Here is a 26,780-nt window from a genome sequence, read left to right as displayed (position 1 = left end):
GACGTGCGAATGAAAACGCCGTCCGACCCACGCGTGTGCGTTTCGTCGGACGGCGTTGGCGGAAAAAAGCCGCGGGCCGGCCGTGTTACCGATCGGGAGTGCAGGCGCTTTGGCGTCGCACACCGCTGCCCTCAGCGGCCCATCGTCTCCGAGGGCGCTTCCTGGAACACGCGCCGGTAGCCGTTGACCAGCGTCGAACGATGGCGCACGCCCCACTTGTTCGCGACGTCGAGCACGCGCGTGGCCGGTGCGCCGTCGTCGAGCAGATCGTCGCGAATGCGCTCCATCCGCTGGCGCCGGATCAGCTCGCTCGGCGACAGCCCGAGGTGGTTCTTGAACGCGGCCTGCATCGCGCGCTCCGTCACGCCCACATGCGACGCCACTTCGCGCACCGAAAGGTCCTTTTGGTCGAGGTTGTCCATCAGGTAGCGATAGGCGCGGCGGTATTTCGCCGGCAGGCGGGCGCTCACGTCGTCGGAGCGCTGCGCCGCGCGCGATGCCTGCATGTGATCGGCCGCGGCGGGCATCGACATGCTGTCCGCGCGCACGTGCTGAATCGAGGCGAGCGCGTAGCGGCCGTAGAACTGCGCGAATTCCTGCGTGCGCATCTGCTGCTGCATGATCTTCGCGCGGCAGTAGAGGTAGTCGAGGTACCAGCGCGCATGCTGGCTGCCTTGCGAATTCGCCGCGCCGGACGCATCGAGCATCGCTTCGGCCAACGGCGTCGCGTGGCCGGCGATCGCGGCCAGCGTGATTTCGAGGCACAGGCTGCGGTGATAATCGTTGAGGCCGGCCTGGCGGCTCCAGCTCACGTATTGCTTGAGCGTTTCGCCCGCGCTCGTGCGGCCGTCGGCCAGCGACACGAGCCGGTTCAGGTGCGAGAGTCGTTCGGCCAACAGCGGCAGCACGGTCCCGGCGGGCTGCGTGCCGGGTACCGGCGCCTCGCCCGGCTCGAACTCCGCGATGGCCGAGCGCCAGTAGATGTGGTCGGCGAGTCGCTCGGCGCCGTGCAGTTCGTGCTGCGCGAAGAGGTCCCGCCGCAGCGACTCCACGAGGTAGCGCCAGCGGCGATCGTCATGCGTTGCCGCCAGCGCGGCCAGTTCGCCGAGGCGATGGCACGCCGCCTGGATCAAGCCCAGATGAAACGAAACGAGTGTCGCACCGACGAGGCTGTCGAGACGTTGGCGTGGCGTGGCCGCCTTTTCCTCGCCGACGCGCTTGAAGCAACTGAGCGCGACGTTGAACTGGTTGCGGAACAACGCTTGCCAGCCGGTATTGCGGCACGACGCGATACGCAGATCGTCGCGATGCGCGCGAATGGCTTTTTGCGCGCGGCGATACGTTTCCTCCGCTTCTTCATGGCGGCCGAGCATCAGCTCGAGGTCGGCGCAGACTTGCAGCTGTGCGTAGCCGGGCTGGGCTTGCGCCGTGTCGGTATCGGCATGGCGTGCGGCGTGGCGGACAGCGTCGAGAAACTGGCCCTGGAGCATTTTCGAGGCGACGTCCGCAGGGGTGTCGTCGAAAGCGAGGGCCGAGGCGGCGGCGAAGTAGATCGTTGAGAACATGTCGTGCTCCTGACTCGATGAGCGATGCGTTAAGCGGCGTGAAACGATTCGTGAAGCCGTGAGCGCATGTTTTCATCGCGGGCCGATTTAAGCGCGTGTTTGTGATGGTTTGTTACCTTCGGTTCGGCATCGGCGGTGGCCGGAGAGGGCGGCGCCGCGGCGGACTTTCACGCACGAGCGGCAGGCCTGCGTCGCGATTGTTTGGTGATTTGTTACGTTTGTTGCCGCGGTGCGGTAGCTGGCGCGGTGCACGGCGATGGCACGCGGGACGTGTTCGGTCTATGGATCCGGCAGACCGAAGGCGCGCGTTCTGGCTGCGCGCGGTCGACGACGTGAAACTGCGCGGCGTGCAGGACATCCTGATCGCGGTGGTCGACGGCCTGAAGGGCTTCCCGGAAACGACGGTCGAGACCGCTTCCCGGCGGATGAGGCAGCGCTCGAACGGATCTGGATGGCGCTGCGCAACGTCCTGACCAGGTGAACCGGTTCCCGGCACGATTGGAAGCGCGCCATGAATCGGTTCGCGCTTGTTTATCCAGAACGATTAAACATTGGAGTTTGAATCTCAATCCGCGTCACACGCGGAATTCCGGATACCTCGCGCACGGCACCCAATTGGCGACTCGCCCGCGAACGGCGCCATAGCACATCATTGTATCTGGCATATTTCCACGGGCGGCCATTCCGTGATTCGCGTCAAAACGTCCAAAAAATACGTGGAAGCGGCCGCAGCGCCTTGCTGGGCGGGGATTGTGCCGCGAGGACGACGCGTTCGCGCCAGTGCCTGTATCATCCATGCCGGCCGAGAAAGAACGATTTTCCGAGAGTATTTTTTTACTTAAAGGCGCGGTGTGCTTTGCCGTAAACACCCATTGATCTGTAGTGATATCCTTACGCGTCGTTACTGTTTTCTTACACAATTTCTTTCGAATTCCTGACGCCTTTCGGTACTGCTTTTAGGGCGGCTATTGGCATGGTTCAAGCAGATTGAAAAGAACGTGGCAACAAAAAAAATAGAGCTTCCGGCGCATCCGAGGTGCGTGAGCGACAAGCGGTGGAGCCGGGCGAGGGCGAATGTCTGGATAGCGGCGATGCCGCCGGCAATTCGGGCGCTGCTGGGCGGCGTCTGGTTCGCCTGCACGGTCGCGCACGCTTCCGATCAGCAAGTCATCGTCGACGGCGGGCAGCGCCTGGGCGGCGTCGTGCGCACGGGCGGCCATGACGTTCCGTTGCTGCGCGCGCTCGAGCAGATCATGCCGACGAGTTACAGCATCAATGTGCCGAACGCGGGCGCATGGGCCGACGCGCCCGTGAGCTGGCGCGCCGGCTCGTCGGTCGTGCACGCGCTCGGCGAGGTGCTGTCGGTCGATCCCGCGCTGCAGGCGCGCATCGATACGGATATGCGCTTGCTCTCGGTGACTGCGCACGCGCGGCGCGCAAACGTTGACGCGCCGCAGCCTTTCCCGGCGGCGGCCGGCGCGGCGTCGCGCATGAACGGTGCCGCCACGAATGCGTCTTCCACCTTGCCCACGGGCGCGGCGGCGATGGCTCCCGCGGCGGGGCCTGCCATTGGACAGGCGCAGACCGTGGCGCAGGCGCGCGTTTCGACGTCGATGCCCGCAACACCGGTATCGGCTCGCACACACGCGGCAGCATTGGCGGTCCCGCTCGTGCCGGCACCCGCACCGGCACCGGCACCGGCACCCGCACCCGCACCCGCACCCGCACCCGCACCCGCACCCGCACCCGCACCCGCACCCGCACCCGCACCCGCACCCGCTCTGGTGATGTCGCCCGCACCGGCAGCCGGGCCGGCCATGCCGGCATCGGCACCGGCACGTGTTTCAGCACCGCCGCGAGCGCAGGTACCCACGCCGGCAAAGCGTGACGCCATTGAGCCCCCGCTGCTCGCCGCTACGCAATGGGCGTCCGGCCCGGGCTCGCCGGCGCCGTCGTCGGCGCCCACCGCCACGCCGGCGTTCGCACCCGCGGCGCCGCCCGAGCGCACGGAGTGGCAGATGCGCCTGTCGGACGGCTCCGTGCGCAACGCGCTCGCGCGCTGGGCGAGCGAAGCCGGCTGGCAATTCATTTGGGACGTGCCGACCGATTTTCAGGTCGACGCGACGGCCACGATACACGGCACGCTCGCCGAAGCGCTGCGTCAGGTGACCAATGCGCTCGCCGGCTCGCAGGTGCCGATCCAGGTGGTCTTGTACCAGCGCAACCGCGTCATGCGCGTCGTTCCCAAAGGAGCAAGTTGATGAGCGTCCTCCGTCGTCCTTTCGTCATCCTTGCCGCAAGCCTGTCGCTGCTCGCGGGGTGCACCGGTCTCCTGGACAAGATCGAGCGCAGCTCGCAGGCCGATACCGCGCGTGCGGGGCAATTGCTCGGCAAGCTCTCGAACGGCGACAACCGCGCGGTGCCGGGCAGTGACGACGTCATCGTCAAGGACGAACTCTGGCTTTCGGGCAAGACGATCAAGCTCGCGACGAAATCGACGCTGCCGAAGCTCTTCGACGAGCCGGCGAGCTTCGACGGCACGGTCGATTCGCTGCGCATGTTCGCCGATCGCATGTCGCGCCTCGCGCACCTGCCGGCCAAGGTTGCGCCGGGCACGAGCGAAGCGGCCGCGCGCGCGACGCAGACCGCGGTCGATACGGGTGGCGCCGGCGCCTATCCCGGCGTGCCGCCGCTGCCCCCCGGCCTGCTGCAGGGGCCTGCACCGAGCACGAGCGCCGCGACGGTGGTCGCGCGCGTGCCGAGCGTATCCTCGCCCGTGCGCATCGCGTATTCCGGCGGCACGCTGCGCGGGCTGCTCGACACGGCATCGGCTCGCTTCGGCGTCTACTGGAAGTACGAGGACGGCGCGATCGTCTTCTTCTACACGGCCACGCGCGTCTATCAGGTCGTCGCCATTCCGGGCGACTCGAAGCTGGATACGAACGTCGTGAGCGGGGCGAGCAACAGCGGCGGCGCGTCGAGCAACAGCGCGGGGGCGGGCGGATCGGGCGCCGGCGGCGCGGGCATCGGCGGCGGAGGCGGAGGCGGTGGCGGGACGTCCGGTTCGCCCTCCGTGTCGTCGGACAACACCGCGAATATCACGATGAACGCGCAGCTTTCGGTGTACAACGGCTTGCAGACGGCGATCAAGGCGATGCTCTCTCCGGTAGGCTCGGTCATCACCTCGCCCGCCACGGGCTCGATCTCGGTCACCGATACGCCCGATGTGCTCGAGCGCGTGGGCGAGTTCATGGAGCAGCAAAACCGCGTGCTCGCGCGGCAGGTGCTCGTCAACGTGACGGTGCTCTCGGTCACGCTTTCCGCGCAGGACAGCTACGGCATCAACTGGCACGCGGTCTATCAGGCGCTCGGCACGCAGTTCGGTATCACCACCGCGTTCACGAGCATGATCCAGAACCCGAGCGAGCTCTCGGCCACGGTGATCACACCGTCGAGCCGCGCCTCGAGCACGACGGCCATCATCGATGCGCTTTCGACCCAGGGGACGGTGCACCGCAAGACCTCGGCGTCGATCACGACGCTCAACGATCAGCCCGTTCCGGTGCAGGTGGCCGAGCAGCAAGGCTATCTCGCGCAGATCTCGACGACCAACACCGTCAACGTCGGCAGCCAGACGTCGCTCACGCCGGGCACGATCACGACCGGCTTCAACCTCACGGTGCTGCCGCACATCCTCGACGACGGCACGATCATGATGCAGTTCTACAGCAACATTTCGTCGCTCGTGAACCTTGCGCCGTTCGGCCCGGCGAACCAGCAGATCCAGCTGCCGACCGTCGATACGCGCAACTTCCTGCAGCGCATCGCGGTGAAGTCGGGGCAGACGCTCGTCATCAGCGGCTACGAGGGCATCACCGATCTGGATAACCGGCAAGGCGTCGGCCATCCGTCGAACTACGCGATGGGCGGATTCAACGCGTCCGGCACGCGCGAGGTGATCGTCATCCTGCTGTCGCCGATCGCGATCAACGGCGCTTGACGCGCGCTCGGGCACAGGAACCGTCATGGCGACGCAAGTCATCCAGATCGGCCGCCAGCGTTTCATATGCGGCCTTTTCTGGCAATCGCTCTCGCGCCGGCACGCGCTGCGCGCGGAGGCCGTGGAACTCGCCGCGCGCCTGAATTTCGATGCGATGGTGCTGCGTATCGACCGCACGTTCGCGGGCGCGGGTTTCGCGAGCACGCGCGAGGGCGCGCAACTGGGCTTGCCGTCGCTCGGCGCGCTCGTGTCGAAGACGATCGCGGCCGAAGGCGCGTTCTACGACGGACGCCAGCAGCCGGCGCCCAACTGGCTCGGCGCGTTTCATCTGCCCGACGGGCGCTGGGCCTACTTCGCCGTGCGCGACGGCGCGTTTTTGCCGAACGGCGACTGGATCGGTTCCAGCGAGGAAGTGTTCGAGCGGCTGCACGGCGATTACAGCCTCGGTGGCTGGAACGTCGTCATCGGCGATCCGCAGCTGGAAGTGCAGGGGTTCCACAACTTCTACGCGCGGCGCATCGAGGACATGATCCCGCGGCGGGGCGGCAAGCCGCATTTGCCGCGCTGGCTCAATCTGTCGCGTGTCTCGCGGCGCGCACCGCGGCGCGAGGTGCTGATCGCCGCCGCTGCGATCGTGGTGGCAGCCGCGGTGGCGGCCGGCATCGTCGCGTACCGGCGCCACCGCATGGAACTCGAGCGGCAGCAGGCGTTCGAGCGGATGCGCGCGGAGCTCGCGCTGCATCCGCCCAAGCCCGCGGCACCGCCCGAAGCGCCGCACCCGTGGGCCAGCGAGCCACGGCCCGATGCGTTCGTTCGCGCGTGCCTCGATCACTTCACGCACCTCGCGCCGGGCGGCTGGGAACTCGACGACTACGTTTGCCGCGCGTCGAACGTCAGCTACAGCTGGTCGCGGGGTGGATCGAACGTGGCGATGTTGATGGCGGCGGAGCCGCGCGCGACGATCGACGGCAACGGCGAGCATGCGAGCTACGTGGAGCCGCTGGCATTGCCCGTGGGGGGAGACGAAGTGCTCGAGGGCGTGCGCGGCGTGCGCTTGCGCATGCTTTCCGCCTTCCAGTTGCTGGGCATCGGCCTGACGTTCACGCTGCAGCCGGCAAGCGCGCCGCAGCGCAGCCTCGCTTCGCAAACGCTGGACCGCCTGCACCCGGGCGGCGAGCCGCCCCCGGCGCCGCGCTGGCAGACCTGGCGCATGTCGGCGCAACTGGACGACGTGCGGCCCGACAGCCTCATCAGGTATCTCGACGAGCCGGGTGTGCGCGTCGAGACGCTTTCATACAAATCCGGGCAGTGGACGCTCGACGGAGTGCTCTATGAGAAATGACGCTGCATTGACCGTACTGGTGCTCGCCTGCTGCGGGGCGTGGCCGTTGGCCGCGTTCGGCGAGGCCGGCGCCGCAACTGCCACGGCCGCCGCGCCCGCTGAAGCGGCGCCGCGCATGAACGTCGTTCCGACGCCGGCCGCCGTGCAGGCAGCCAACGAACTGATGCGGCTACAAGAGGAAACGATGATCCTCAAGGCCCAGCTGAAAAAGCTCGACGCGCAGGCGCAGGTGGCGGAGCGGCAAGAAGCGCTGCATCGGATGGGCAGTACCGTCTCGTCGTATTCGGACGTGTCGCTCGTGGCGACACAAGGGCTCGGCAAGAGGCTCGGCGCAACGGTGGCGACGAGCGACGGCGCGGAGTTCGACGTCGGGCCCGGCGATACGCTGCCCAACGGCATGCGCGTGGCGGCCGTTCGCCCGGGTGCGATCGTCCTCGCATCGCAAGACGGACGGCGCACGACGCTGACCGTCTCCGCGAGCGCGCGGCAGCAGCCCGCGCGCAGCGTAGCGTCGACAGGCTCGCCCGGCGTGCCGCCGGTGCCGACGCTGCCTGCTTTGCCGATGTCTGCGAGGTGACGCGATGAGTTCGTCTCCGACACCGCCGGGCAAGACGCCCAAAAGCGTGACGCCGCTGATTCTCTCGCGCGCCGTGAAGCCGATCGAAACCGATCCGTCCGTGACGCACGTTCAGCCCGCGGCCCCGGCCGCGCCGGCGCTCGCGCCCGTTGCGCGGGCGCGCGAGCCGGTGCTGAGCGCCGTGGCCGCTGCCGCCGCCGCTTCGGTGCAGCCCGCGCAAACGGCGTCGCAAAGCCAGCCGCCGGGGCAGGCGCTGCCGCTCGCCGCCGTGGCGCGCCCGCTTTCCGACAGCGGCGAGTTCGCCGCGAGCGACGAGGAGCGCAAGTTTCTCTGCCTGCTCGACGACGGCACGCTGCTCGTGGCCGAAGGGCACGAAATGAATCCGTTCGTGCTGTCGTACTGCGCGAGGCTCGAACGGCTCAATTGCCGCTATACGACGCGGCTCGTGGCGCTCGATGCGATCAGGCGCAGCTATCAGGGCCCGCGCCGCGACGGCAGCGCCGAGCGCATCGATCACACGCAGATGCAGGTCGTCGCGAAGAACCTGATCGCGCGGGCGTGCGATGCGCGTGCGTCGGATATCCATATCCGTGTGAACCGCTTCAGCACGGAGATTCTGTTTCGCATCCACAACGAACTCGTGCGCATGTCGGAGCAGACGCGCGAGTACGGCGAGCGGCTGCTCGCCACGCTTTATGCGGCGATGTCGAGCGTATCGGACAACACCTACAAGCCGAACGAGCGCCAGGACGCGGCCATCGGCGATCGGGACAAGCTGCCGGACCGGCTTTTCGGCGTGCGGATCGCGACGGCGCCCACGAGCGTCGGCAGTGTCATGGTGCTGCGGCTGCTCTACAACGATGCAGGCGAGGCGACGGCCCTGACCGAGCTCGGCTTCACGGTGGCGCAGGCGAACGCGTTCGAGCTGCTCGCGCAGCAGCCGCACGGCATGAACATCATCAGCGGCCCGACCGGCTCGGGCAAATCCACGACGTTGCAGCGCGTGCTGACGAAGCAACTGCGCGAGATGGCCGGCTCGATCCACGTCATCACCGTGGAAGATCCGGTGGAGTACCCGATCGAGGGCGCGGTGCAGACGCCCGTCGTCAACGCGCCGACGGAAGAGGCGCGCTCGCTCGCGTTCGCCGCCGCGATCGCGAATGCGATGCGGCTCGATCCCGATACGATCATGATCGGCGAGGTGCGCGACCGCGCATCGGCGCAAAGCGCGTTGCGCGCCGCGATGACGGGCCATCAGGTCTGGACGACGGTGCACGCGAACGGCGCGCTCGCGATCGTGGACCGTCTCGTCGATCTCGGCTTGCCGATCGCGATGGTGACGGACGAATCGCTCGTCACGGGGCTCATCAGCCAGCGGCTCGTCAAGCTGCTGTGTCCGCACTGCTCGCGCCCGCTGGCCGAGTCGATGGCGCAGCTCGACATGGGGCTCGTCGCGCGCGTGAAGCGGGCCGTCGGCGCGCGGTTCGACGCGGTGCGCGTGGCCGGGCCCGGTTGCGCGCATTGCAAGAACGGCACGGTCGGCCGGACCGTGGTGGCCGAGGTCGTGCGCACCGACGCGACGTTTTGCGAATTGCTGCGCGCCGGGCGCAAGCCCGATGCGCACGCGTACTGGCTCGGCGAGCTCGCGGGGCAGACGGTCGCGCAGCACGCGCTCGAAAAAGTGGCGGCGGGCCTCGTCGATCCGCGCATGGCGGAGCGCGTGGTCGGCCCGTTCATGCCGGGCAGCGGGGGGCGGCCGCAGCCGCTCGGGAGCGGCTATGGCACTTGAGCTCAACCGGCGCTGGGCGCGCCTGCAGCTCACGACGCAGGCGCGCCTGCGGCTCTATCGCAAGATCGCGAAAATGCTCGCGAACGGTTTGCCGTTGCTCAAGATTCTCGAGGAACTCGAGTTGCGTGCGTCGCACGAGGGCCGCAAGCCGAACGAGCCGCTGGCATTGACGCTCGCGGACTGGCGCAGCGTCGTGCAAAACGGCGGCATGCTGGCCGAGGCAATGGCGTGGTGGGTGCCGCATACCGAACAGATGATCGTCATGGCCGGCGAGCAGTCGGGGCGCCTGGAGGCCGCGCTGCTGAACGTGTGCAACGTCGTGCAGTACAGCCGCCGGATCCGCACGGCCATCGTCGGCGGGTTGACCTACCCGTGCGTGATCGTGGCGATGACGATCGGGTACGTGTACCTCTTCGGCCAGCTCGTGATTCCGCGCTTCGCGTCGATCGTGAACCCGGAGCACTGGCACGGCGTGGCGAAGTCGCTCTACGAGCTGTCCCGGTTCGTGCAGGGCGGCATGATCTACTGCCTCGTGGTGCTCGCGATCCTCGTCGCGGCGCTCTTTTACTCGATGCCGCGCTGGTCCGGCAACGTGCGGGTCTGGCTCGACCGCTACCCGCCTTACTCGATCTATCGGCTCATCACGGGCTGCGGTTTTCTCGTCGCGTTTTCGTCGCTGCAGGCGGCGGGCTTCACGGTCGAACGCTCGCTCGCGCGGCTCGCCACCGATGCGAAGCCGTGGCTCAGGCGGCGAATCGACGACATGCTCTTCGGCGTGAAATCGGGGCTCAACGTCGGCGAGGCGATGAAGAACGCCGGCTACCGGTTTCCTTCGGAGGAGATCGTCGACGATCTGTGCGTGTATGCCGAATACAAGGGCTTCGCCGAGGCGCTGCACGCGATCGCCAACGAATGGATGACCGACGGCGTGGAGACGATCGAGGCGCAGATGCGCGTGGTCAACGGCGCGGCGATCGTCGTGCTCGCGCTCGTGCTGTCGTGGCTGATCAGCGGCTTCTTCGGAATTCAGCAGGAAATTGCGGCTTTGGCCCGGAGTCTGCATTGAGCGTGCCGTGTAATGACGTGTAGGCGCAGTGCGAACGAACGGGTGTCGAAAGGAGAGGCACGTCTTTCTTCAGTGCCGATTGAGGAAACCAAGGAGAGCAACATGAATGTCAAGACCGTCGCATCGATTCGCGCCCGGGTGGGCAGCCGCGGGTCGCGGCGCATGCAGCGTGGCGCCACGCTGCTCGAAGCAATCGCCTATCTCGGGATCGCCGCGATCGTCGTCATCGGCGCCATTGCGCTGCTGCGCGGCGCATTCGGCAGTGCTTCGTCGAATCAGACCGCCGAGCAGGTGACGGCCATCCAGACCGGCGTCAAGAAGCTGTATATGGGGCAGACCAACGGCTACAACGGGCTGACGACGACCGTCGCCATTGCCGCCGGCATCATCCCGACGACGCTCGTCATCGACACAGCGGCAAATACCGTTACCGATGCGTGGGGTGGCGCGGTAACCGTGACGGGCACGGGCAGCGGCACCTTCACGATCGAATTCGCTTCCGTGCCGACGGACGTCTGCATCAACGCGGCATCGGCTGGCGGAACGTGGACGGCCGTGTCTATCGGCGGTGCGACGCAAACTGTGCCGGTAACGCCTGCCGCCGCTCAGGCGGCGTGTACCGGCGGTGCGAAGGACATTATCTGGACCTCCGCCTGATCGCGGCCCGAGTACCGGCCTTCGCCCCGATTGACGCCACGAGCCGCCCGCCATGTTCCTGATCTGGATCGTCGCCGCCTTCGCGATGCTGACCGGTGCCTACGCGCTGCTCGGCGCCGAGGCGGCGCCGGCACCGCTCGCGCCGTCGGCGATGGCGCTCGCGGCGAACATGAGCGCCTACCGGCAGGCCGTGGTGGCGTTCGCGCGCGCCAACCCGTCGTTCGCCGGCAGCGTGCCGGCGGCCAGCCTCGCGCCCTCCCTCGGGGCGACCGTTCCCGATCCGATGTGGCGGAACTACGTCCAACCCAATGCCGGCTATGCGGGCAGCCTGGTCGTGGTCTATGCGGCATCCGCGTCGGCCGCGGCCGCGGTCGACGGTATCGAGCAGATTGCGCAGGGCTCGGCGCTGGCCGGCGTGGCGCTCGGCGCCAACCTCGTGTCTCCGGGCAACCCGGCGGTGCCGCTGCCGGCCGCACTGGCGAACGCGATCCCGAACGGCATGCCGGTATGGATGGCGCAAGCGTATGACTGAGCGCACCCGCACCCGCACCCTTGCCCGCACCGGCATGCGGCGCCGCGGCCCCCGCGCGCGGCCGGCTCGCCGCATGTCCGGCTTCACGATGGTGGAGATGCTGGCCGTGCTTGCGCTCGCCGCATTGATGATGGCGGGCCTCGTCACGCTCACGAACTCGTCGCTCGACGATACGCGCGCGCAGCAGGCCGCGCTTTATCAATCGCAGCTGACGGCGGCCGCCACGCGGCTCATTCGGCAAAACTACACGGCGCTCGCGGCCCAGGCCACGACCACCTCGCCGGTGATCGCGAAAATGACCGGCTCGACGTATCAGCTGTCGACCTACCTTCCGAATGCGTTGGGCGGCACGAACCCCTATGGTCAGGCGCCGTGCCTGCTCGTCTACGCGGCGCCGGGCGGCGCCAACCCGGTGGCGTTGCAGGCGCTGCTCGTCACGGAGGGCGGCCGGACCATTCCCGATCCCGAACTCGGCTACATCGCGGCGAACGCCGGCCCGGGCGGCGGTTCGATCCAGGCGACGAACAATGCGAACGGCGCGGCCACCGGCGCCTTCGGCACCTGGAAAATCGATACGCCGAACCCGGCGAATACATCCTGCACCAACAAAAAAACAGGCACGGGCCATCTCGCGAGCCTCATTTTCTACGACGGCACGCAGGCGCAGAACGTCGACTATCTGTACCGCGTGGCCGTGCCGGGCAATCCGCAGGCGAACACGATGCAAGTGCCGATCGTGCTCGCGCGGCAGATCGACTATGCCGCCTGCACGCAGCCCGGCGCCATCGCGGCCGACGCGTCGGGCAACGTCCTGAATTGCGACGGCACGCAGAACCTCTGGGTGCCGCAGGCGGCCTATCACTGGCGCGAACCGGTGGCCGACGAAGCGGCGCTCGCGGGCGTTGCCGCGCATCAGGGCGACGTGCGGCTCACCACCGCGACGAATCGGGCCTATGCGTACCACGGCGCCACATGGCAGGCGCTGGCGGTGGACGAAGCGGGCAATCTCGCGCTCGGCAACGCGCACACCGTCGGCGACCCATGCCCGCCCGCGCCGCAGAATTCGGCCATCGCCCCCGCGTCGGCGAGCACGACGCTCGTCTCCACCGATGCGAACGGACGCGTGCTGTCGTGCCGCGGCGGCAGGTGGCAAACGCAAAGCGAAATCGAGCCGGCGTCGTCGCTCACGGGCTGTCAGCTCGTGATGGCCAACCCGAACGGCGCGGGCGATTACTCGGCCTGCACGGGCCAGCCGGCGACGAACTTCCAGTCGGGCGCCTATTCGTACAACGGCAGCAACGGTACGTACTCGTATACGTTCAGGACGACCGTCAACCTCACCAAGCCGGGGATCATCGTCGCGTCCACCTGGGCGCACCTGAACGACGGCATGTGCAACGGCCCCACCGGCAACCGGGGGCAGCTCTCGCAGAGCATCGACATCACCGACGGCGGCAACCACAACCTCGGACATACGGAGAGCCAGACGCCGACGCTTCAGGACGATTCGGGCGGGATCAACAACGCGCTGTCCCAGGCGGGCACGCCCGGCACCTACACGATCGTCGTGACGACGAACTGGGCGACGTACGCCGGTATCACGACGCCGTGGATCAGCAGCTTTTGCGGGGAGTCCGGCCAGACGGTCTGGAACACGCCCGTCGCGGCGGGCTGGACGATCAACTCCTACTACTGAGCGCCCGACCGTGAGCCTATCCATACCGCACACCTTCGCAGCACGGCCACGCACGGCGCGACCGGCGAAAGCGGCGCCATCGCGCCGGCGCCGCCTTCGCGCGGGCTCAGTGCGGCGCGAGCGTCTGCAGCATTTCGTGCAGCTCGAGCCGGTTGTAGGTCGCGCGCAGCACGTCGCGCGGCAGGCATTGCTGCTTCGATACGAGGCTGAAGAGGTGATCGTTGAGCATGCGCGACATGTTGTCTTCCTTGCGCTTCATGAACTCGGCAAGGTACGGCAGCTTGCCCGGATCGGTCAGCAGGCCGCTGATCTGCTGATTGTTGTTGAAGAGCAGTTCGCTCGCGAGCACGAAGTTCTCGCCATCCTCGGTCGGCACGAGGCATTGGCAGATCACGCCGATGAGGCAGTTCGCGAGCGCGGCCGCATAGCGCTCGCGCTGCTCGGCCGGAAAGAACGACAGCAGCCGCGTGAGCGTGCCGATCGCGCTGCCCGTGTGCATCGTCGCGAGCACGAGGTGGCCCGATTCGCCGGCCTGCAGCGCCGTCTCCGCGGTCTCGGGGTCGCGCACCTCGCCGACCATGATGACGTCGGGTTTCTGCCGCAGCGCCTCGCGCAGGCCGGCCGAGAAGCTCGGCGTGTCGGTCGGCACTTGCCGCTGCGAGACGATCGACGTGCGGCCCTCGAGTTCGTATTCGATCGGCTCCTCGATCGTGACGATGTGGCTGTTGCGCGTGCGGTTGATGTGCTCGAGCAGCGACGCGATCGTCGTCGTCTTTCCCGAGCCGGTCGGGCCCGTCACGAGGATCAGCCCCTTGGCGCTGTCGATCATCGAGCGCACGTAGGCGGGCAGGCCGAGCTTGTCGAGCGCGAGCGGCTGCAGCGGCAGGCGCCGGATCGAGATGACGAGCTTGCGGCCGCCATTGGTGCGGTAGATGTTGCAGCGAAGGCGGCAGCGCGTGAGCACGAACGGGCGATCGATCGCGCCGTGCTGAAGCTGCGCCTCCCAGTCCGGTTCGATCGACGCCAGCGTGGGCAGCATTTCGTCGTGGAGCACGGGCTCCTCGCCGACGGCGAGCCACCCGCGCGGCGCCTTGATCATGATCGGCCGGTCCTGCTCGATATGGATGTCGGTGAAAGTCTGCCGCAGGTCGATCAATTCGAGAATCTCGCGCGTCAGGTCGCGACGTTCGTGACTCGGAGCGTTCATCGTCAATGCCCTTCCTATGAAAGATAGTCGGAACTTACATGAAAACTTTGTCGATGTGTCGGAGAAGCACCGCGTGGCGGTGCGTACGCTTCATCGCGGGCGGCGCGTCATGAACTGGGCTCGCCGACTGGGCACCGTGGCCCTCGCCGCCGCGCTCGCATTCGGGGCGACCGCCCCCGTCGCCGAGGCGGCGGCCGTGCGCTGGAAGTCGTCGAGCGTCGACTACGAAGCGCAGGGCAAGGACATCAAGGACGTGCTGCGCGACTTCGGCGCGAGTCAGGGCGTCCCCACGCGCATCGCCGCCGACGTGAGCGGCACCGTGAGCGGCAAGTTCCATCTGCCGCCGCGGCGTTTTCTCGATACGCTCGCGGCGTCGTTCGGCTTCGTGTGGTACTACGACGGCGAAGTGCTCGACATCACGACGGCCGCCGAACTGCAGAGCACGCTCGTGAAGCTCGATTCGGCCGATACGGGCGCGCTGCGCGATGCGCTCGACCGTCTGCGCATCGCCGACGAGCGCTTTCCGATCGTCTACGACAGCGCGCAGGGCACGGCGCTCGTGAGCGGGCCGCCTCGCTACGTGCAGATGGTGACGAACGTGGCCTCGCGGCTCGACAACAACGCGGCGCATCGAAGCGGCACGCAGGTACGCGTCTTTCCGCTCTATCACGCGTGGGCGCACGACCGCACGGTGCCCATCGACGGCCAGCAGGTCACGCTGCAGGGCGTGGTGGCCGTGCTCAACGGCATCTACCACCCGGGCGCGGCCAAGGCCGCCGACAAACGCGGCGAGGGCGGCCGCGCGGCGAGCGGCGTGAAGCGCACCACGCCGATCAACGACGTGAACGGCAATGCGTACAACGGCCCGTACGTACCGCCGCCGGTGCCGTCGGGCGCGGCCGGCAAGGGCATGTTCGCCGGGCTCACCGGGCAGCCGTCGCCGGCCGTGGCGGCGGCGGTGGGCGAGCCGCCGCCGCCGCAGAACACGAGCACGGCGCCGGCGAGCGACGATCAACTGCCCGTCATCGTCGCGGACCAGCGCACGAACTCCGTCGTGATTCGCGATACGGCCGACCGGATGGATCAGTACGGCAAACTGATCGATCGCCTCGACGTCAAACCGCAACTGATCGAGATCGAGGCGCACATCATCGAGATCGACGACGACGCGCTGCATCAGCTTGGCGTCGACTGGACCGCGCACAACAGCCACGTCGACGTGCAGACCGGTACCGGCACGCTCGCACAGAGCACCTACAACGGCACGCTCTCCCAGAACTTCGGCCAGACGGCGCTGGCGGGCAACATGCTCGCGGCGGCGACGCCCGTGGGCGCATCGGTGGCCGCCGTGCTCGGCGACGCCGGCCGCTATCTGATGGCGCGCATCTCGGCACTGCAGCAGACGAAGGCCGCCAAGATCGACGCAAGCCCGAAGGTCGTCACGCTCAACAACATCGAGGCCGTGATGGACAACCAGACGCAGTTTTTCGTGCCGGTGTCGGGATACACGTCGGGCGATCTCTACAGCGTGTCGACCGGCATCTCGCTGCGTGTGCTGCCGATGGTCGTGGAGGAGGACGGGCGCACGCGCATCAAGCTCGACGTGGCGATTCAGGACGGCCAGCTCACCGATCAGACGGTCAGCAACCTGCCGGTGATCCAGAACAGCACGATCAACACGCAGGCGTTCATCGAGGAGGGGCAGGCGCTGCTCATCGCCGGCTATCGCGCGGACAGCGCGACGATGGGCGTGACCGGGGTGCCCGGGCTCTCGAAGATTCCGTTGATCGGCGCGCTCTTCAGGACCGACAACCGCCAGAAGAGCCACATGGAGCGGCTCTTCCTGCTGTCGCCGCGCGTCATCTCGCCGTGATGCACCGCAACCGCCCGCCCCGGGGAATGCAGGAGGCCATGTGAACGAATCCCGTACCCAGCCGCATTCGCTGCCCGACGTGCAGCCCGGGAAGCAGTCCGAGCCGCGGGCCGCCCAATCGGGCTTGCCCGCCGACGCATGCGGCGAGGGCGCCGCCGATCGCCGCCTGTCCGACGACGACGCGCGCCGCCTGCGCGGCACGCTGCGCGGGCTGCCGTGCGGGGTGATCGTGCTCGATCGCGCGGGCGCGGTCGTCCACGCGAACGCGCGCGCGCTCGAGATGCTGGCGATGACGCTGCCCGCGGGCGTCGATTTCAGCGTGGCGCTGAGCGAGCGCTTCGAGATGACGGATGTGCCGCGGTTGCGCGATCTCGAAGCGGGCCGCGAGGTACGCGTGGACGATTCGACCTTCTGGATTCAGGCGGGCCCCGCCGGTGCGTGCGCCGGTGCGGGGGCGGGCGAATCCGTCATCGCCGTGACGGACGTGACGCCGTTCGCTCGCTCGCTCGACGAGCGAGCGATGTCGCTGCGCTTTTTGCTGCACGATCTGCGCTCGCCGCTCAATTCGATCAGCGCGCTCACGCAGCTCGATGCGAGCGACCCCGACGCGTTCGAGCGTTGCGGCGGCATGCAGCAGATCACCGCGCTCGCGCAGTACGTGCTCTCGCTCGGCGAGCAGTTCATCTTCTCGTCGGTAACCGAGCATTTGCAGGCGCGCGACTTCAAACGGTTCGATCTGCGCGCGACGCTGCGCCAGATCATCTCGCAGCTGGAGGTCACCGCCGTCTATTGCGGCGTCGCGCTACACTTGTGGCTGCCCGACAGCGCGCCGCTCTGGGTGAGCGGCATGCGCAACTTCGTGGCGCGCGCGGTCCAGAACGTCATCGACAATGCCGTTCGCGCGTCGCCGCGCGGCGAGGCGGTGACGGTGTCGATCCGGCAGGCGGACGGTTTCGCCGAGGTGGTCGTCGACGATCGCGCGGGCGGGCTGCCGGGTCTCGTCGCGGGAGATCGGCTGACCGACTTCGAGAAGCTCGGCAAGCGGACGGCAACGGGCTTCGGTCTCGGGCTCAAGCTCGCCGTGCAGATCGTCGGCATGCACGGCGGCGCGCTTTACGCCGAGCTCAACGGACAAGGCGGTACCGTGTTCGTGCTGCGTCTGCCGTGCCTGAATCCCGTCGCCGCGAAGCCGCACGCGACGTCGCTCGTCGATGCCGACCGCGCGTTGCGCGCGGCGCGCGGCGAGTGAGGCGCCAGCGCGCGGCCCGTATTCGTTTGACACGCGTTGCGCGGAGTGGGCGCCGGCTCCCGCGCGGCCGTCAGAACCAAGGCTTCACTTGACGTCCTCCGCCGCCTGAAGGCGGCGGATTCCCACACCTGGCGATGCACGTCCGCATCGGAGAATGTTCAACGCAGCGTTGGTATCTCGATCATGCTCGGCACCACAGTCACTGCAGGCCCACTCTCTTATTCTCAGTCCCGCGATACCTTTCGGCCGCGTCGTGCTGTCTTTCGACCCGCACGACGAACAGGACTGGGTCGAACCGCTTTCGTCGACTTCCTCGAACGTGGCCCCGTGCGCGATCGCTTTGTAGCGGAGCTTGTTTCGGAAGGACGACCAGGATGCGTCGTAGACGCTCTTCGCCATCCTGGTTCTGGCGAGTTTTGCGGCCGACACGTTGCCAACCGCGATGTAATCGAAACGCCGCACCAGATCGAGCGCGAGCTTGTGCTGGAAGTCGGCGCGGGCATTCGCGACCTTGGCGTGCAGCTTCGCGATATGCCGCTTGTGCTTTCGCGCCCGCTGCGCTTTCGCCAGCTTTTCCGCCGCGCGTCGACCGAACGGGTCATTGGGCAGCTTCTCGCCGGTCGAAAGTGTGGCGAAGTCTTTCAGGCCGAGATCGATGCCCACGCCGGAACGGACCGGGCGGGCCTGCACATCGGGCATCTCGATCGCGATGTTCAGAAACCAGTTACCACGCGCATCCTGCGCAAAGTTGGTTCCGTCCTTGATCTTGCCTTCGGGAAGCGGTCGGCTATTGAACACACGGAAAGTATTGCCGGCGAAACGGAACGCGTCACCCTCACGCTTCAGGTCACGGCCCTTCAGCGGCACTCAGCCCAGCGATTTCCTGCCGCGATAGCGCAGGTAGGGGCGTCGGTGCTGACTGCGCGATTTCGCGTATTGCTCGCACGTCGCGTTGACCGTGCCGGAGTGGATGTCGAGTTCCTTGCTGCTCCCCGTCGTCAGCACGTTCAGATCGAAACCCGTTGGCCACTTCTTGCTCCACTTGAGCGCGTGCTTCTGCGTGTCGTTGCAGAAGTTCCAGACGTAGTTCACCGCGCGGCTCTGCTTGTTGAGCAGCCCGTTGAGCGACTTCACGCGGTAGCGGTAGACAAGGATCATGCCGGTGATCCTAACTCGTGGAAGAAGCTGCCTGTCAACAGCACGCCTTTCCTTCTCACCATCCGCCCCGAAGGAAGTCCCCTCGGGGGAAATGGCGGGGTTTCTCGGAGCAAATTCTGATGAAATCGCTTGCAGGCAAACCCGTACGCATTCTGTTCGTCGAGGACGACGTCGCGCACCACGCGCTCATTCATTCCTGGCTCAAGAGCGAGGGCTACCACATCGACGCTTTTCACAGCGGGCTCGACGCGCAGCAATTTCTGTCGGAGCAGTGGGCCGATCTCGCGATTCTCGACTGGGATCTGCCGGGCGTTTCCGGCGACAAGCTGCTGCAGAAGATCCGCAGCCGCTCGCAATCGATCATGCCCGTGATTTTTCAGACCGTGCACTCGGCGGAGTCCGACATCGTGCGCATACTCGATGCGGGCGCCGACGACTATCTCGTGAAGCCCTACGACCGGCAGGTGCTGCTCGCGCGCATGCGCGCGCTGCTGCGGCGCTTCGCGCCGATGAACGTGCAGGGCCGCAAGATGTTCGTCGACGGCGAATGCGCGCTCGATCAGCAGGCGCGCTCGCTCGTGGTGGCGGGCGTGGCGCACAAGCTCGGCACCAAGGAGTTCGACATTCTCTGGCATCTCGCCCGGCACACGGGCGCCGTCGTGCTGAGGCAGGACCTGATGAGCGTGGTCTGGGGCTGGGATGCGGCCGTGCAAAGCCGCTCCGTCGACATGTACGTGAGCCGCCTGCGTGCGAGCCTGAAGGCGGCCGGCGTCGGCTGGACCGTGCAATCGGTCTATGCGACGGGTTACCGCCTGACCCTCAAGCCGGATACGGATCAGTCGGGCGCCGATGCGTCAGGCGCCGGTGCGTCGCCGGAAGGCGCCGCATGAGCGCGGCACGGATGCGAGCGCTCGCGCGTAGCGCCGTCGCTGCCTTCGTCTGCGCGGCCACCCTGCATGCGCAGGCGGCGAGCATCGCGTGGGCCGGCGGCCCCGGCGCCCGCTTCGTCTACGTGACGAACGGCGCGGGCCTCGCGGAGGTGCTGAATGCCTTCGCGGCCGGGCAGCACGTTGCGCTGCGCATCGACGGTCAAGTGGAGGGCGTCGTGAGCGGCCGTTTCGCGATGCCGCCGCAGCGCTTTCTCGACGTCATGAGCCGTTCGTACGGATTCGTCTGGTACTACGACGGTGCGGTCCTGCATGTGTCGCCCGCGAACGAGCAGGCGCATGTCGCCATCCGGCCTCACTTCCTTTTGGCGAATGCGCTGCGTGCGTCGCTCGAGCAGGCAGGTCTTGCCGATACGCACTTCCCGTTGGCGGTGGATGCCGCCGCGCAAACGGTGAACGTGCGCGGGCCGGCGACCTACGTGGAGCGTATTCGTGTCGCGGCCGAGCGCTTCGAGCGCGACGCGCGGGAGCGCGTGCGTCTGTCCGTGCGGGTGTTTCGCCTGAGTGCCGCGAATGCCGCCGACGAAACGCGCGTGGTCGATGGCCGCACGCTCGTCGTGCCCGGTGTGGCCACGCTCTTGCGGCGCCGTTTCGAGCGCCCGGCCGTGGCGAACGGGACCGCCATTGCCGATGCACCGCGGATCGTCGAGTTCGATGCGGCGTTGCCGGCGATCGAAGCGGATGCGACGACGAATTCCATCCTGATACGCGATCGGGCCGAGCGTATCGACGCCGACGGCGCGCTCGTCGCCAGCCTGGACGTGCGTGCGCAGCTCGTATCGGTCCAGACGTGGGTGGTGGATGTCGATGGCGACGCGCTCGACGCGTTGCGGCCCGCGCTGCCGCCGGCCATGGCCGACGGGGCAGGCGCGGAGCAGGCGACGGCGGACGCGCGCGCGCACCGCGATGCAGGTATCGCGCCCGACGGCGGCCGCGCGCTGCTCGCGCAGCTCAAGGCATTGGCCAGCAGCGGCCGCGCCGAAATCGAGGTGTCGCAAACGGCGCTCACGCACGACCGCTCGCCGGCCGTCATCGACCGCCACGAGGCACGTCTCGCACGCCGCGATGAGGATGACCTGCCCGATGACGGCGCCCGCGATCTCTGGCTCTCGATTGCACCGACGGTCGAAGGCGCCGCGTCGATGCCGCGTATCGGCTTGCGCGTGGAACTGGGGCGTCGCCGCGATGCGCGCCGCTATCGGGCCGTCGACGAAAGCCTGGCGCCGGGCGAGTGCCTCGTCATCGAGGGGCCGGCCCGGCACAGGGGCGATGTCGAGCGTCGCGCGGACGATACCGGTTCCGGCAGTGCGGGAGAGGGCGGCACGCGTCGCCGCTTCGTCTTGCTGATACCGCGCGTGGCGGCATAGCGCCGAGCGGGCGAGCGCCCGCGATGGCGTGAGCGTGAAGCGACGTGCCGTGTACGAACGGTTGCGATGGCCGGCCAGGCGTCGATGCCCGCGGATGCGCCCCTTGCCTGCGGTGCGCCTACGCCCGCAGCCACATGAAATTGCCCGACGCAATGCCCTCGAACATTTCGTCGGGCGATTCGAGGATGTTGTTTTGCCAGTAGCGGCCGTGTTCGGCGTAGTGCGAGAAGAGATCGGCGAGATAATCGCCGGTGATCGTCGGGCCCATCGGCAGATGGACGAGCAGCACGACGTTGCCCGTATCGGATTCGAGGCACAGTTGCGCCTGGTCCTGCGCGTAGACGAGCAGGTTGGCCTCGAGCATGAGCCGGAAAACGACGAGCGACCGGCCGGGCGTGACGGCGCCGTAATGGAAGCTGACATAGACCGAATCGGGGTCGGCCTCGTGGTGGTCGAGATGGACGTCGAACCCTTCGATCTCGAGCGTTTGCGTCTCGACGACATACTCGGCGTCGGGCAGCCCGACCACCGCGCAAACCTCGTGAATCAACTCGACGAAACGTTCCCTGCTCATGGGCGGCAATCTCCGGCGAAAATAGGGCGGCCCGCTGGCAAAAAAGCGGGGGCACGTAGCCGGAAAGCCGGGCTTTCCGCCTTCGTGCCCCTCGCGCGAACGGACCGCGGCAACGCGAGTGGCTTACTGGCCCTTCGCGGCGTCGGCGATGTTCTTCGCGCCGTTGTTGCCGACGGAAGCGAGCGCCGACGTTTCCTGCTGCTGCATGTTGATCTGCATGGCGGCCATCGTCATGGCGTTGTTCTGGTTGGCCATGGCCTGCATCTGGCCGACCATGTCGGCGTTTTGCGAACCGGCTTGCGAGACGCCCGAGCTTCCGATCGATGAAGACATGATGTATTCCCCTTATCAAGAAAGTGATGAAAAAAGCACTGCTGTTGGCTGACGCCTGATGCTTCGGTAAAAGGCCGTTGGCCGTGGTGGCCGCCGGTCCGGACCGGCTGACGCGCAGCCGGATGCTGCAACTGCAAACTGTCCAACCTTCTTCCGTATCGCCGCGGATGCCGTCAAAGCGCCGCGCCACGGGCGCTGTGGCGCTCCTGCAGCGTGAGCACGATGCGGCGCGCCGCGATCATCCCGCGATAGAGCTTTTGCAGATCGAGCCGCTCGTGCTCGTCGGCCGCGGACTGCGTGGCCGTACTGATCCGGCGCGCGGTTTCGTCGAAGGCCGCCGCGATGCGCGCGACCCGCTGCGCGCCGTCGGGCGCCGAGAGCGTGGCATCGAGCGCGTTCAGATCCTGCGCGATGGGAAGCAATGCGTCGTACATGTCGGTTCCTTTGGTGGTCGAGGTCAATTGTTTGCTTCGTCCCTGCTGCTCGCGAACAGATGCTTCGTGCCGTCGGGCGTCTCGATGTAGCGCAGCCCGCCCGTAGCGATCACCGACGTGTACTCGACATCGGGCGTGAGCGCCTGTGCCTCCTTGACGTCGACGTCGACGCGCTTGACGTTGTCGCCGAGGTCGGCCCTGATACCTGCTATCAGCGTGCGGAAGGTCGTCATCGACTGCACGTTGCCGCTCACGCGGAAGATGCCGTGGCCTTGGTAACTCACTGCCGCGCCCGTGCCGGCGAGCGATTGCTGGATGTTGTCCACATCTTGCTGCGCGACGTCGTATTCGCGCCGCACCTTGCCGCGCGCGAGACTGTCCATGATCCGCTGCGCCTTCGCGCTTTCGTCGCTGCTCGTCACGATGCCGCGCACCGCCACACTGTCCTTGCGTGCCATTGCCTGCAGATCGCCGAGGCCTTCGCGGTGCAGGGCCTCCTGCAACTGCCGTGCGATCGCGTCGGCGTCGAACCTCACGCTCGCCGCTTCGCTCGACTGCGTGCCCGCGAACATCACGCCGGCCACGGCGATGCCGCCGATCGCAGCGGTGCAGGCGAGCGCCAGCACGGCCGTGCGCCAGCGCACCTGGGGCGACGCGGTCGGCGCACGGCCGGCGCCGGGTTCGTCCGCATGGGCCGGGTCCCGATCCGGCGCGCCGCTATCCGCGTCAGCCGCCGTCGCGGTGTCGGCAGGCGGCTCGGCTGTCTTCCAGAGGCCCGCCAGCAAATCGAGATCGCGCGGCCAGGCTTCGCCATCGGGGCCCACGCAAAACACGACATCGCCGAACGGCACGGCCACGAAGTCCGCCACGAGCACCTCGTCGCCGTTCGCCGAGCGGATCCGCGCCACACCGTCCTCGCCCACGCAAAGCTCGATGTCCTCGACCGTCCAGTCGCTGATGCAGACATCCGCGTGCTCGGCGGCGCCGATCCGGTAGGTGCCGCTCGTGAGCCGGACCTGGGCTCCGGCGTGGGTGCCGGTCAGTACTCGAAGCGCTTTCATGATCGTGGTATCCGTGTATCCGACGTGGGTCATGCGGTTGCTCTTGCGGGTCGCCGCTCCGGCGTGTCGCTGCTTCGCGCATCGGGCCGCCGGGCCTTGACCGTCAAAATCAGTTTAGGGTTTTGCCGTTGGCGCGGCCGGCGCCATGCGAACTTCGAACGTCTTATCCGAAGCGCCGGCCGTTGCCTTGGCCGCCCCTTGCCGCGCGGCGCCGGTTTGACCGCCGATCGCGCCGCCCGTCGCGCCGCCCGTGACGGCGGCACCGGCTGGCGCCTTGCCGGCCGGCAGCGCGGCTTGCGTGTCGAGAATGCATTGCTTCACTGCCGCGATCGATTGATCGTCGTACGAGTATTCGATGCCCGCGCGCTGGCGCGCGAGCGTGTTGTCGAGCGATACGCCGAGCAGCCCGGCCACTGCGGCGGCCTTGCCCGGGGTCGCGGCGCTTTGCATCAGCGCCGCATGGCGGTGCGCGTGAAGCCGGGCAGCATTGCGCCGGAGCGCCATCGGCGAGCGCATGGCGAGCAGCATCGGCACCGCCAGCAAGGGCCCCAGTTCGACCTGCGCGGCAAGCCGCAGCACCTCCTTCGCGCAGGCCGCCGCGAGTTCGGCCGGCAAGTCCGGTGCACCGAGCTTTTGCGTCGCGAGCAGTTGCATCGTCGCCGCGAGCGGCTGGCTGCGCGCGGCGGCCTTGGCCCGGCCCGCCTTGCCGATCGCGAACTTGCGCGGTGTGTCGCGGCCTTCGCCGGACTGACGGCCGTCGCGCCGAGGCTGTCCGTCGCGCGGCGAACGCTGCTGCGGCTGCCCCTGTTCTTCGCCCTGTTGATTCGAGCCGCGATCGTGCCCATGGCCGTTGCGATGCTGTTGCCCCTCGCCGTGTTGCTGATCGCGCTCGCGCTTTTGCTGCTGCCCCTGCTCGTGCTTGCGTTCGCGCTCGTGCGGGTGTTCGTGCTCGTGCCTGGGCTCGAGCGCGTGCGGGTCGTCCGGCCGTTCGTGAGCCGATGCCTCTTTGCCCTGCGCCTTCGCCGAGCCCCCTGGCCGCGGCCGTTGGCCGAGCTGGCGCATCAGCTTTTGCGCGGAAGGGGGCGGCGGCTTGTGCATGCCTTCGGCAAAACGCTTGCCGCGGTAGAAAGCGGCGGCGAGCATCTTGTTGTGCTGCAGGCGCGCGCGCTGCATCTTCGTGTGCTGCACCTTCACGCCCGTGAAGCCGCGCGCCTGGGTCATCTGCCCCGTGTGCTCGGTGCCGGCCTGCGCCTGCTGCGCGAGATCGGCGGCGTGGCGGCCGTGGTTGTTGCGGATCGGCGAATTCACGACGGCACCGCGAGCGTGACGATCTGATTGGCGAAGCGCAGGATCGCGGCGGCGCCCCAGGCGCCGATCATCAGCACGGTGGCCACGACGGCCACCAGCTTCACCGCGTACGAGATGCTTTGGTCCTGCATCGACGTGATGGCCTGCACGAACGAAATCGCGAGGCCGGAGAGCGCGGCGACCACCACCACCGGCATCGAGACGGACAGGCAGAGCAGCAGGCCCTGCGAAGTGATGCGAACGAGCGTATCGGTTTCCATGGTGCGCGCCTCAGCGATAGGTCATGACAAGACCGTGAATCAATGTGGACCAGCCGCTCATGACGACGAACAAGAGCAGCTTGAACGGAATCGCGACGTTCGTCGGCTGGACCTGGTTCAGGCCCATCGCCATCAGCACGTTGGCGATGACGAGATCGACGACGATGAACGCGATGTACAACAGAAAGCCGATCTTGAAGGCGTCGGCCATCTCGGTCAGCGTGAAGGCCGGGGCGAGGACGATGAGGTCGTCCTCGCGGATCTTCGCCGCCATGTCCTTCGGCCAGACCACGGTTGCCGAGCGCACGAAGAACCGCTTTTCGCGCTCGTGCGCGTGCTTCTTCAGAAAGGCGCGAAACGGCTCCTTTGCCGCATCGAAGGCATCGAGCACGACGAGCGACGTGTCGCTGCCGGGGGTGCGGTGCATCGTCTGCATGGTTTGCATGGCCTGCATGCCGATCGGCGCCATCACGTAAGCGGAGACGAGGACCGCGATGCCGTTGAGCACCATGTTCGGCGGTACTTGCTGCACGCCGAGCGCGTTGCGCAACAGCCCGAGCACGACCACGATCTTCGCGTACGAGGTCGCGACCATCGCGACGAACGGGATCAGGCTGATCGCGACGACGGTGATCAGCAGCCCGGTGAGATCGCTAAACTGAACCATGGCCGCGCGACAGCTGAACGAGACGCACGCCGAGATGATCGCCGACGCTCACGAGTTCGCCGAAGCCGATCGTCTGCCCGTAGGTGACGAGCCGCACGCGCGCATCGGGCAGCGCGGTCGGAAGCTCGAGCACGTAGCCCGCGCGCAGCGCCGAGAGCTGGGCGACCGGCATCGAAACCGTGTCGATCTCGAGCTTCAGCGGCAGGTCCAGCTGGCTGATTTCGACGGGCGTGTCGATCGAATCGGTAAGCGGCGCGTTGAACTGCGTCTCATGGCTCATGGTGGGGTCCTCGTTCAAGGTCATCAGATGGTGGGTGACGTCTGCCACGGCGCGCAGTTGCCGCGTCCCGTAGCGGCCCCAGACGACGTGCATCGGGGCGGACGAGCGCTCGCTCGCGAAGAGCGCGCGGGTGGCTTCGGGTACGGCACGCAAGACGACGTCGCCCGCGCGCAGCGAATCGAGCGTCGTCACGTTCATCGTTTTCTCGCCGATCTGCAGCCGGCCCGGTACGGCGATCTCGCTGACGTGGGTGGCGAACGGCGTGCATTGCCGGGCCACGAGCGTTTCGAGCGCGTCGAGCCAGCCGCTGTCGACGTGCTCGACAACCGCATCGAAGCGGGTATCGCCCACGCGCAGCGAGAGCGCGCAGCAAGGCGCGCTCAACGGCTGACGCGCGGCAGGTTCGAGCGAGACGACTTCCACGCCGTCGAAGCCGAGCGTTTGCAGCGCGCGCCGCAGCGGATCGAGCAGGATCGCGCACACGGCATGGCGCAAGCGCGCGTTGACGGGCTCGTCCGACGCGACGATGCTCGCGAGCCCCGTGTGCTGTCCGACGTCGATGCGCACCGCGGCCGTCTCCATGCCCCAGCGCAAGCGCACGACGGCGGCGCGCTCCGGCTCCACGAAATCGTGCGTACCGACGCTGAAGGCCGAGACGCCGAGCGCGTGAGCGAGCAGTGCGCTCAGGCGCTCGTCGACGGCGAGCCGATGCTGGCGCGCGGTGGCGGCCGCAAGCGCGGGCAGCCGCGCGGGATCGAGCAAGACGGCCACCGCCGGCGCTTGCGCGGCCGCCGCAACGTGGTCTGTCAGTAGCGTTCGTGTGGTGTCCATATTCGTT

The 26,780-nt window shown here is 67.6% G+C and carries 23 protein-coding genes and 2 pseudogenes; 14 read left to right on the top strand and 11 right to left on the bottom strand.

Features of this window, described 5'->3' with window-relative positions:
* Positions 1-131: 131 nt before the first annotated feature.
* Positions 132-1,565 (bottom strand): helix-turn-helix transcriptional regulator, encoded by a 1,434-nt coding sequence (locus J8I35_RS23680; protein ID WP_209927272.1) that lies wholly within the window; start codon positions 1,563-1,565, stop codon positions 132-134.
* A gap of 234 nt (positions 1,566-1,799) precedes the next feature.
* On the opposite strand from J8I35_RS23680, the pseudogene J8I35_RS23675 reads away from it, so the two are divergent.
* From J8I35_RS23675 to pilV, 10 genes and pseudogenes are all read left to right on the top strand, one after another.
* Positions 1,800-2,127: pseudogene (locus J8I35_RS23675) on the top strand (transposase); the annotation flags it as partial.
* A gap of 406 nt (positions 2,128-2,533) precedes the next feature.
* Positions 2,534-3,826 (top strand): toxin co-regulated pilus biosynthesis Q family protein, encoded by a 1,293-nt coding sequence (locus tag J8I35_RS23670; protein WP_245170391.1) that lies wholly within the window; start codon positions 2,534-2,536, stop codon positions 3,824-3,826.
* Positions 3,826-5,565: a PilN family type IVB pilus formation outer membrane protein gene (locus J8I35_RS23665; RefSeq protein ID WP_209927270.1), complete on the top strand. Its 1,740-nt coding sequence runs from the start codon at positions 3,826-3,828 to the stop codon at positions 5,563-5,565. Before J8I35_RS23670 ends, J8I35_RS23665 begins: the two co-directional genes overlap by 1 nt.
* Before the next feature lie 25 nt (positions 5,566-5,590).
* Positions 5,591-6,907, top strand: coding sequence for a type 4b pilus protein PilO2 (gene pilO2 / locus J8I35_RS23660; RefSeq protein ID WP_050011170.1), 1,317 nt, complete (start codon positions 5,591-5,593; stop codon positions 6,905-6,907).
* Between the two features lie 7 nt (positions 6,908-6,914).
* The gene (gene pilP, locus J8I35_RS23655) at positions 6,915-7,484 is read left to right on the top strand and encodes a type IV pilus biogenesis protein PilP (RefSeq protein ID WP_245170390.1); all 570 of its coding nucleotides are present in this window, start codon (positions 6,915-6,917) and stop codon (positions 7,482-7,484) included.
* A 4-nt stretch (positions 7,485-7,488) separates the two neighbouring features.
* The gene (locus J8I35_RS23650; RefSeq protein WP_209927266.1) at positions 7,489-9,273 is read left to right on the top strand and encodes an ATPase, T2SS/T4P/T4SS family; all 1,785 of its coding nucleotides are present in this window, start codon (positions 7,489-7,491) and stop codon (positions 9,271-9,273) included.
* Positions 9,263-10,339: a type II secretion system F family protein gene (locus J8I35_RS23645; protein WP_050011167.1), complete on the top strand. Its 1,077-nt coding sequence runs from the start codon at positions 9,263-9,265 to the stop codon at positions 10,337-10,339. The genes J8I35_RS23650 and J8I35_RS23645 overlap by 11 nt, the downstream gene beginning before the upstream one ends.
* 102 nt (positions 10,340-10,441) lie before the next feature.
* Entirely contained in the window at positions 10,442-10,996 is a 555-nt protein-coding gene (locus tag J8I35_RS23640; RefSeq protein ID WP_209927264.1) for a type 4 pilus major pilin, read from the top strand.
* A 52-nt stretch (positions 10,997-11,048) separates the two neighbouring features.
* Complete coding sequence (gene pilM / locus J8I35_RS23635; RefSeq protein WP_050011165.1) at positions 11,049-11,528, top strand: type IV pilus biogenesis protein PilM; 480 nt, start codon at positions 11,049-11,051, stop codon at positions 11,526-11,528.
* Positions 11,521-13,224 carry a shufflon system plasmid conjugative transfer pilus tip adhesin PilV gene (gene pilV, locus J8I35_RS23630; RefSeq protein WP_209927262.1) on the top strand — a complete coding sequence of 568 codons (1,704 nt, stop codon included), beginning with the start codon at positions 11,521-11,523 and terminating at the stop codon, positions 13,222-13,224. Before pilM ends, pilV begins: the two co-directional genes overlap by 8 nt.
* Positions 13,225-13,330: 106 nt before the next feature.
* On the opposite strand, the gene J8I35_RS23625 is transcribed toward pilV, so the two are convergent.
* The gene (locus J8I35_RS23625; protein WP_027782676.1) at positions 13,331-14,431 is read right to left on the bottom strand and encodes an ATPase, T2SS/T4P/T4SS family; all 1,101 of its coding nucleotides are present in this window, start codon (positions 14,429-14,431) and stop codon (positions 13,331-13,333) included.
* 109 nt (positions 14,432-14,540) lie between these two features.
* On the opposite strand from J8I35_RS23625, the gene sctC reads away from it, so the two are divergent.
* Both sctC and J8I35_RS23615 read left to right on the top strand, forming a co-directional pair.
* Complete coding sequence (gene sctC / locus J8I35_RS23620; protein WP_124554039.1) at positions 14,541-16,304, top strand: type III secretion system outer membrane ring subunit SctC; 1,764 nt, start codon at positions 14,541-14,543, stop codon at positions 16,302-16,304.
* A gap of 40 nt (positions 16,305-16,344) precedes the next feature.
* Entirely contained in the window at positions 16,345-17,553 is a 1,209-nt protein-coding gene (locus J8I35_RS23615; RefSeq protein ID WP_080334123.1) for a PAS domain-containing sensor histidine kinase, read from the top strand.
* An 84-nt stretch (positions 17,554-17,637) separates the two neighbouring features.
* On the opposite strand, the pseudogene J8I35_RS23610 reads toward J8I35_RS23615, so the two are convergent.
* A pseudogene (locus tag J8I35_RS23610) lies at positions 17,638-18,711 on the bottom strand (transposase).
* Between the two features lie 119 nt (positions 18,712-18,830).
* Here J8I35_RS23610 and J8I35_RS23605 point away from each other — a divergent pair.
* Positions 18,831-19,601: a response regulator transcription factor gene (locus tag J8I35_RS23605; RefSeq protein WP_175753326.1), complete on the top strand. Its 771-nt coding sequence runs from the start codon at positions 18,831-18,833 to the stop codon at positions 19,599-19,601.
* A gap of 122 nt (positions 19,602-19,723) precedes the next feature.
* Positions 19,724-21,025, top strand: coding sequence for a type II/III secretion system family protein (locus tag J8I35_RS23600; RefSeq protein ID WP_348522279.1), 1,302 nt, complete (start codon positions 19,724-19,726; stop codon positions 21,023-21,025).
* A 118-nt stretch (positions 21,026-21,143) separates the two neighbouring features.
* Here the strand turns inward: J8I35_RS23600 and J8I35_RS23595 are convergent, their stop codons facing one another.
* The 8 genes from J8I35_RS23595 to sctQ all read right to left on the bottom strand — a co-directional run bounded on the left by J8I35_RS23595 (position 21,144) and on the right by sctQ (position 26,773).
* Positions 21,144-21,599, bottom strand: a complete 456-nt coding sequence (locus tag J8I35_RS23595) for a molecular chaperone Tir (protein ID WP_209927255.1) — start codon at positions 21,597-21,599, stop codon at positions 21,144-21,146.
* Positions 21,600-21,722: 123 nt separating this feature from the next.
* A complete protein-coding gene (locus tag J8I35_RS23590) occupies positions 21,723-21,932 on the bottom strand; it encodes a hypothetical protein (RefSeq protein ID WP_006765597.1) in 210 nt (69 codons plus the stop codon).
* 173 nt (positions 21,933-22,105) lie between these two features.
* A complete protein-coding gene (locus tag J8I35_RS23585) occupies positions 22,106-22,366 on the bottom strand; it encodes a type III secretion system protein (protein WP_209927253.1) in 261 nt (86 codons plus the stop codon).
* Between the two features lie 23 nt (positions 22,367-22,389).
* A complete protein-coding gene (gene hrpD5 / locus J8I35_RS23580; protein ID WP_209927251.1) occupies positions 22,390-23,427 on the bottom strand; it encodes an HrpD5 family protein in 1,038 nt (345 codons plus the stop codon).
* Between the two features lie 114 nt (positions 23,428-23,541).
* On the bottom strand, positions 23,542-24,735 hold the full coding sequence (locus tag J8I35_RS23575; protein WP_209927249.1) for a helicase: 1,194 nt from the start codon (positions 24,733-24,735) through the stop codon (positions 23,542-23,544).
* Positions 24,732-24,995, bottom strand: a complete 264-nt coding sequence (gene sctS, locus J8I35_RS23570) for a type III secretion system export apparatus subunit SctS (RefSeq protein WP_050011159.1) — start codon at positions 24,993-24,995, stop codon at positions 24,732-24,734. The genes J8I35_RS23575 and sctS overlap by 4 nt, the downstream gene beginning before the upstream one ends.
* Before the next feature lie 10 nt (positions 24,996-25,005).
* Entirely contained in the window at positions 25,006-25,662 is a 657-nt protein-coding gene (gene sctR, locus J8I35_RS23565) for a type III secretion system export apparatus subunit SctR (RefSeq protein ID WP_006750699.1), read from the bottom strand.
* Positions 25,649-26,773, bottom strand: coding sequence for a type III secretion system cytoplasmic ring protein SctQ (sctQ, locus tag J8I35_RS23560; protein WP_209927246.1), 1,125 nt, complete (start codon positions 26,771-26,773; stop codon positions 25,649-25,651). The genes sctR and sctQ overlap by 14 nt, the downstream gene beginning before the upstream one ends.
* Positions 26,774-26,780: the final 7 nt, after the last annotated feature.

It is taken from the genome of Burkholderia sp. CpTa8-5 (genome assembly GCF_017815045.1).
GTDB classification, from domain to species: Bacteria; Pseudomonadota; Gammaproteobacteria; order Burkholderiales; family Burkholderiaceae; genus Burkholderia; species Burkholderia sola.
The sequence above is the reverse complement of the archived record's forward strand: the minus strand, read 5'-3'. Positions and strand labels throughout refer to the sequence as shown.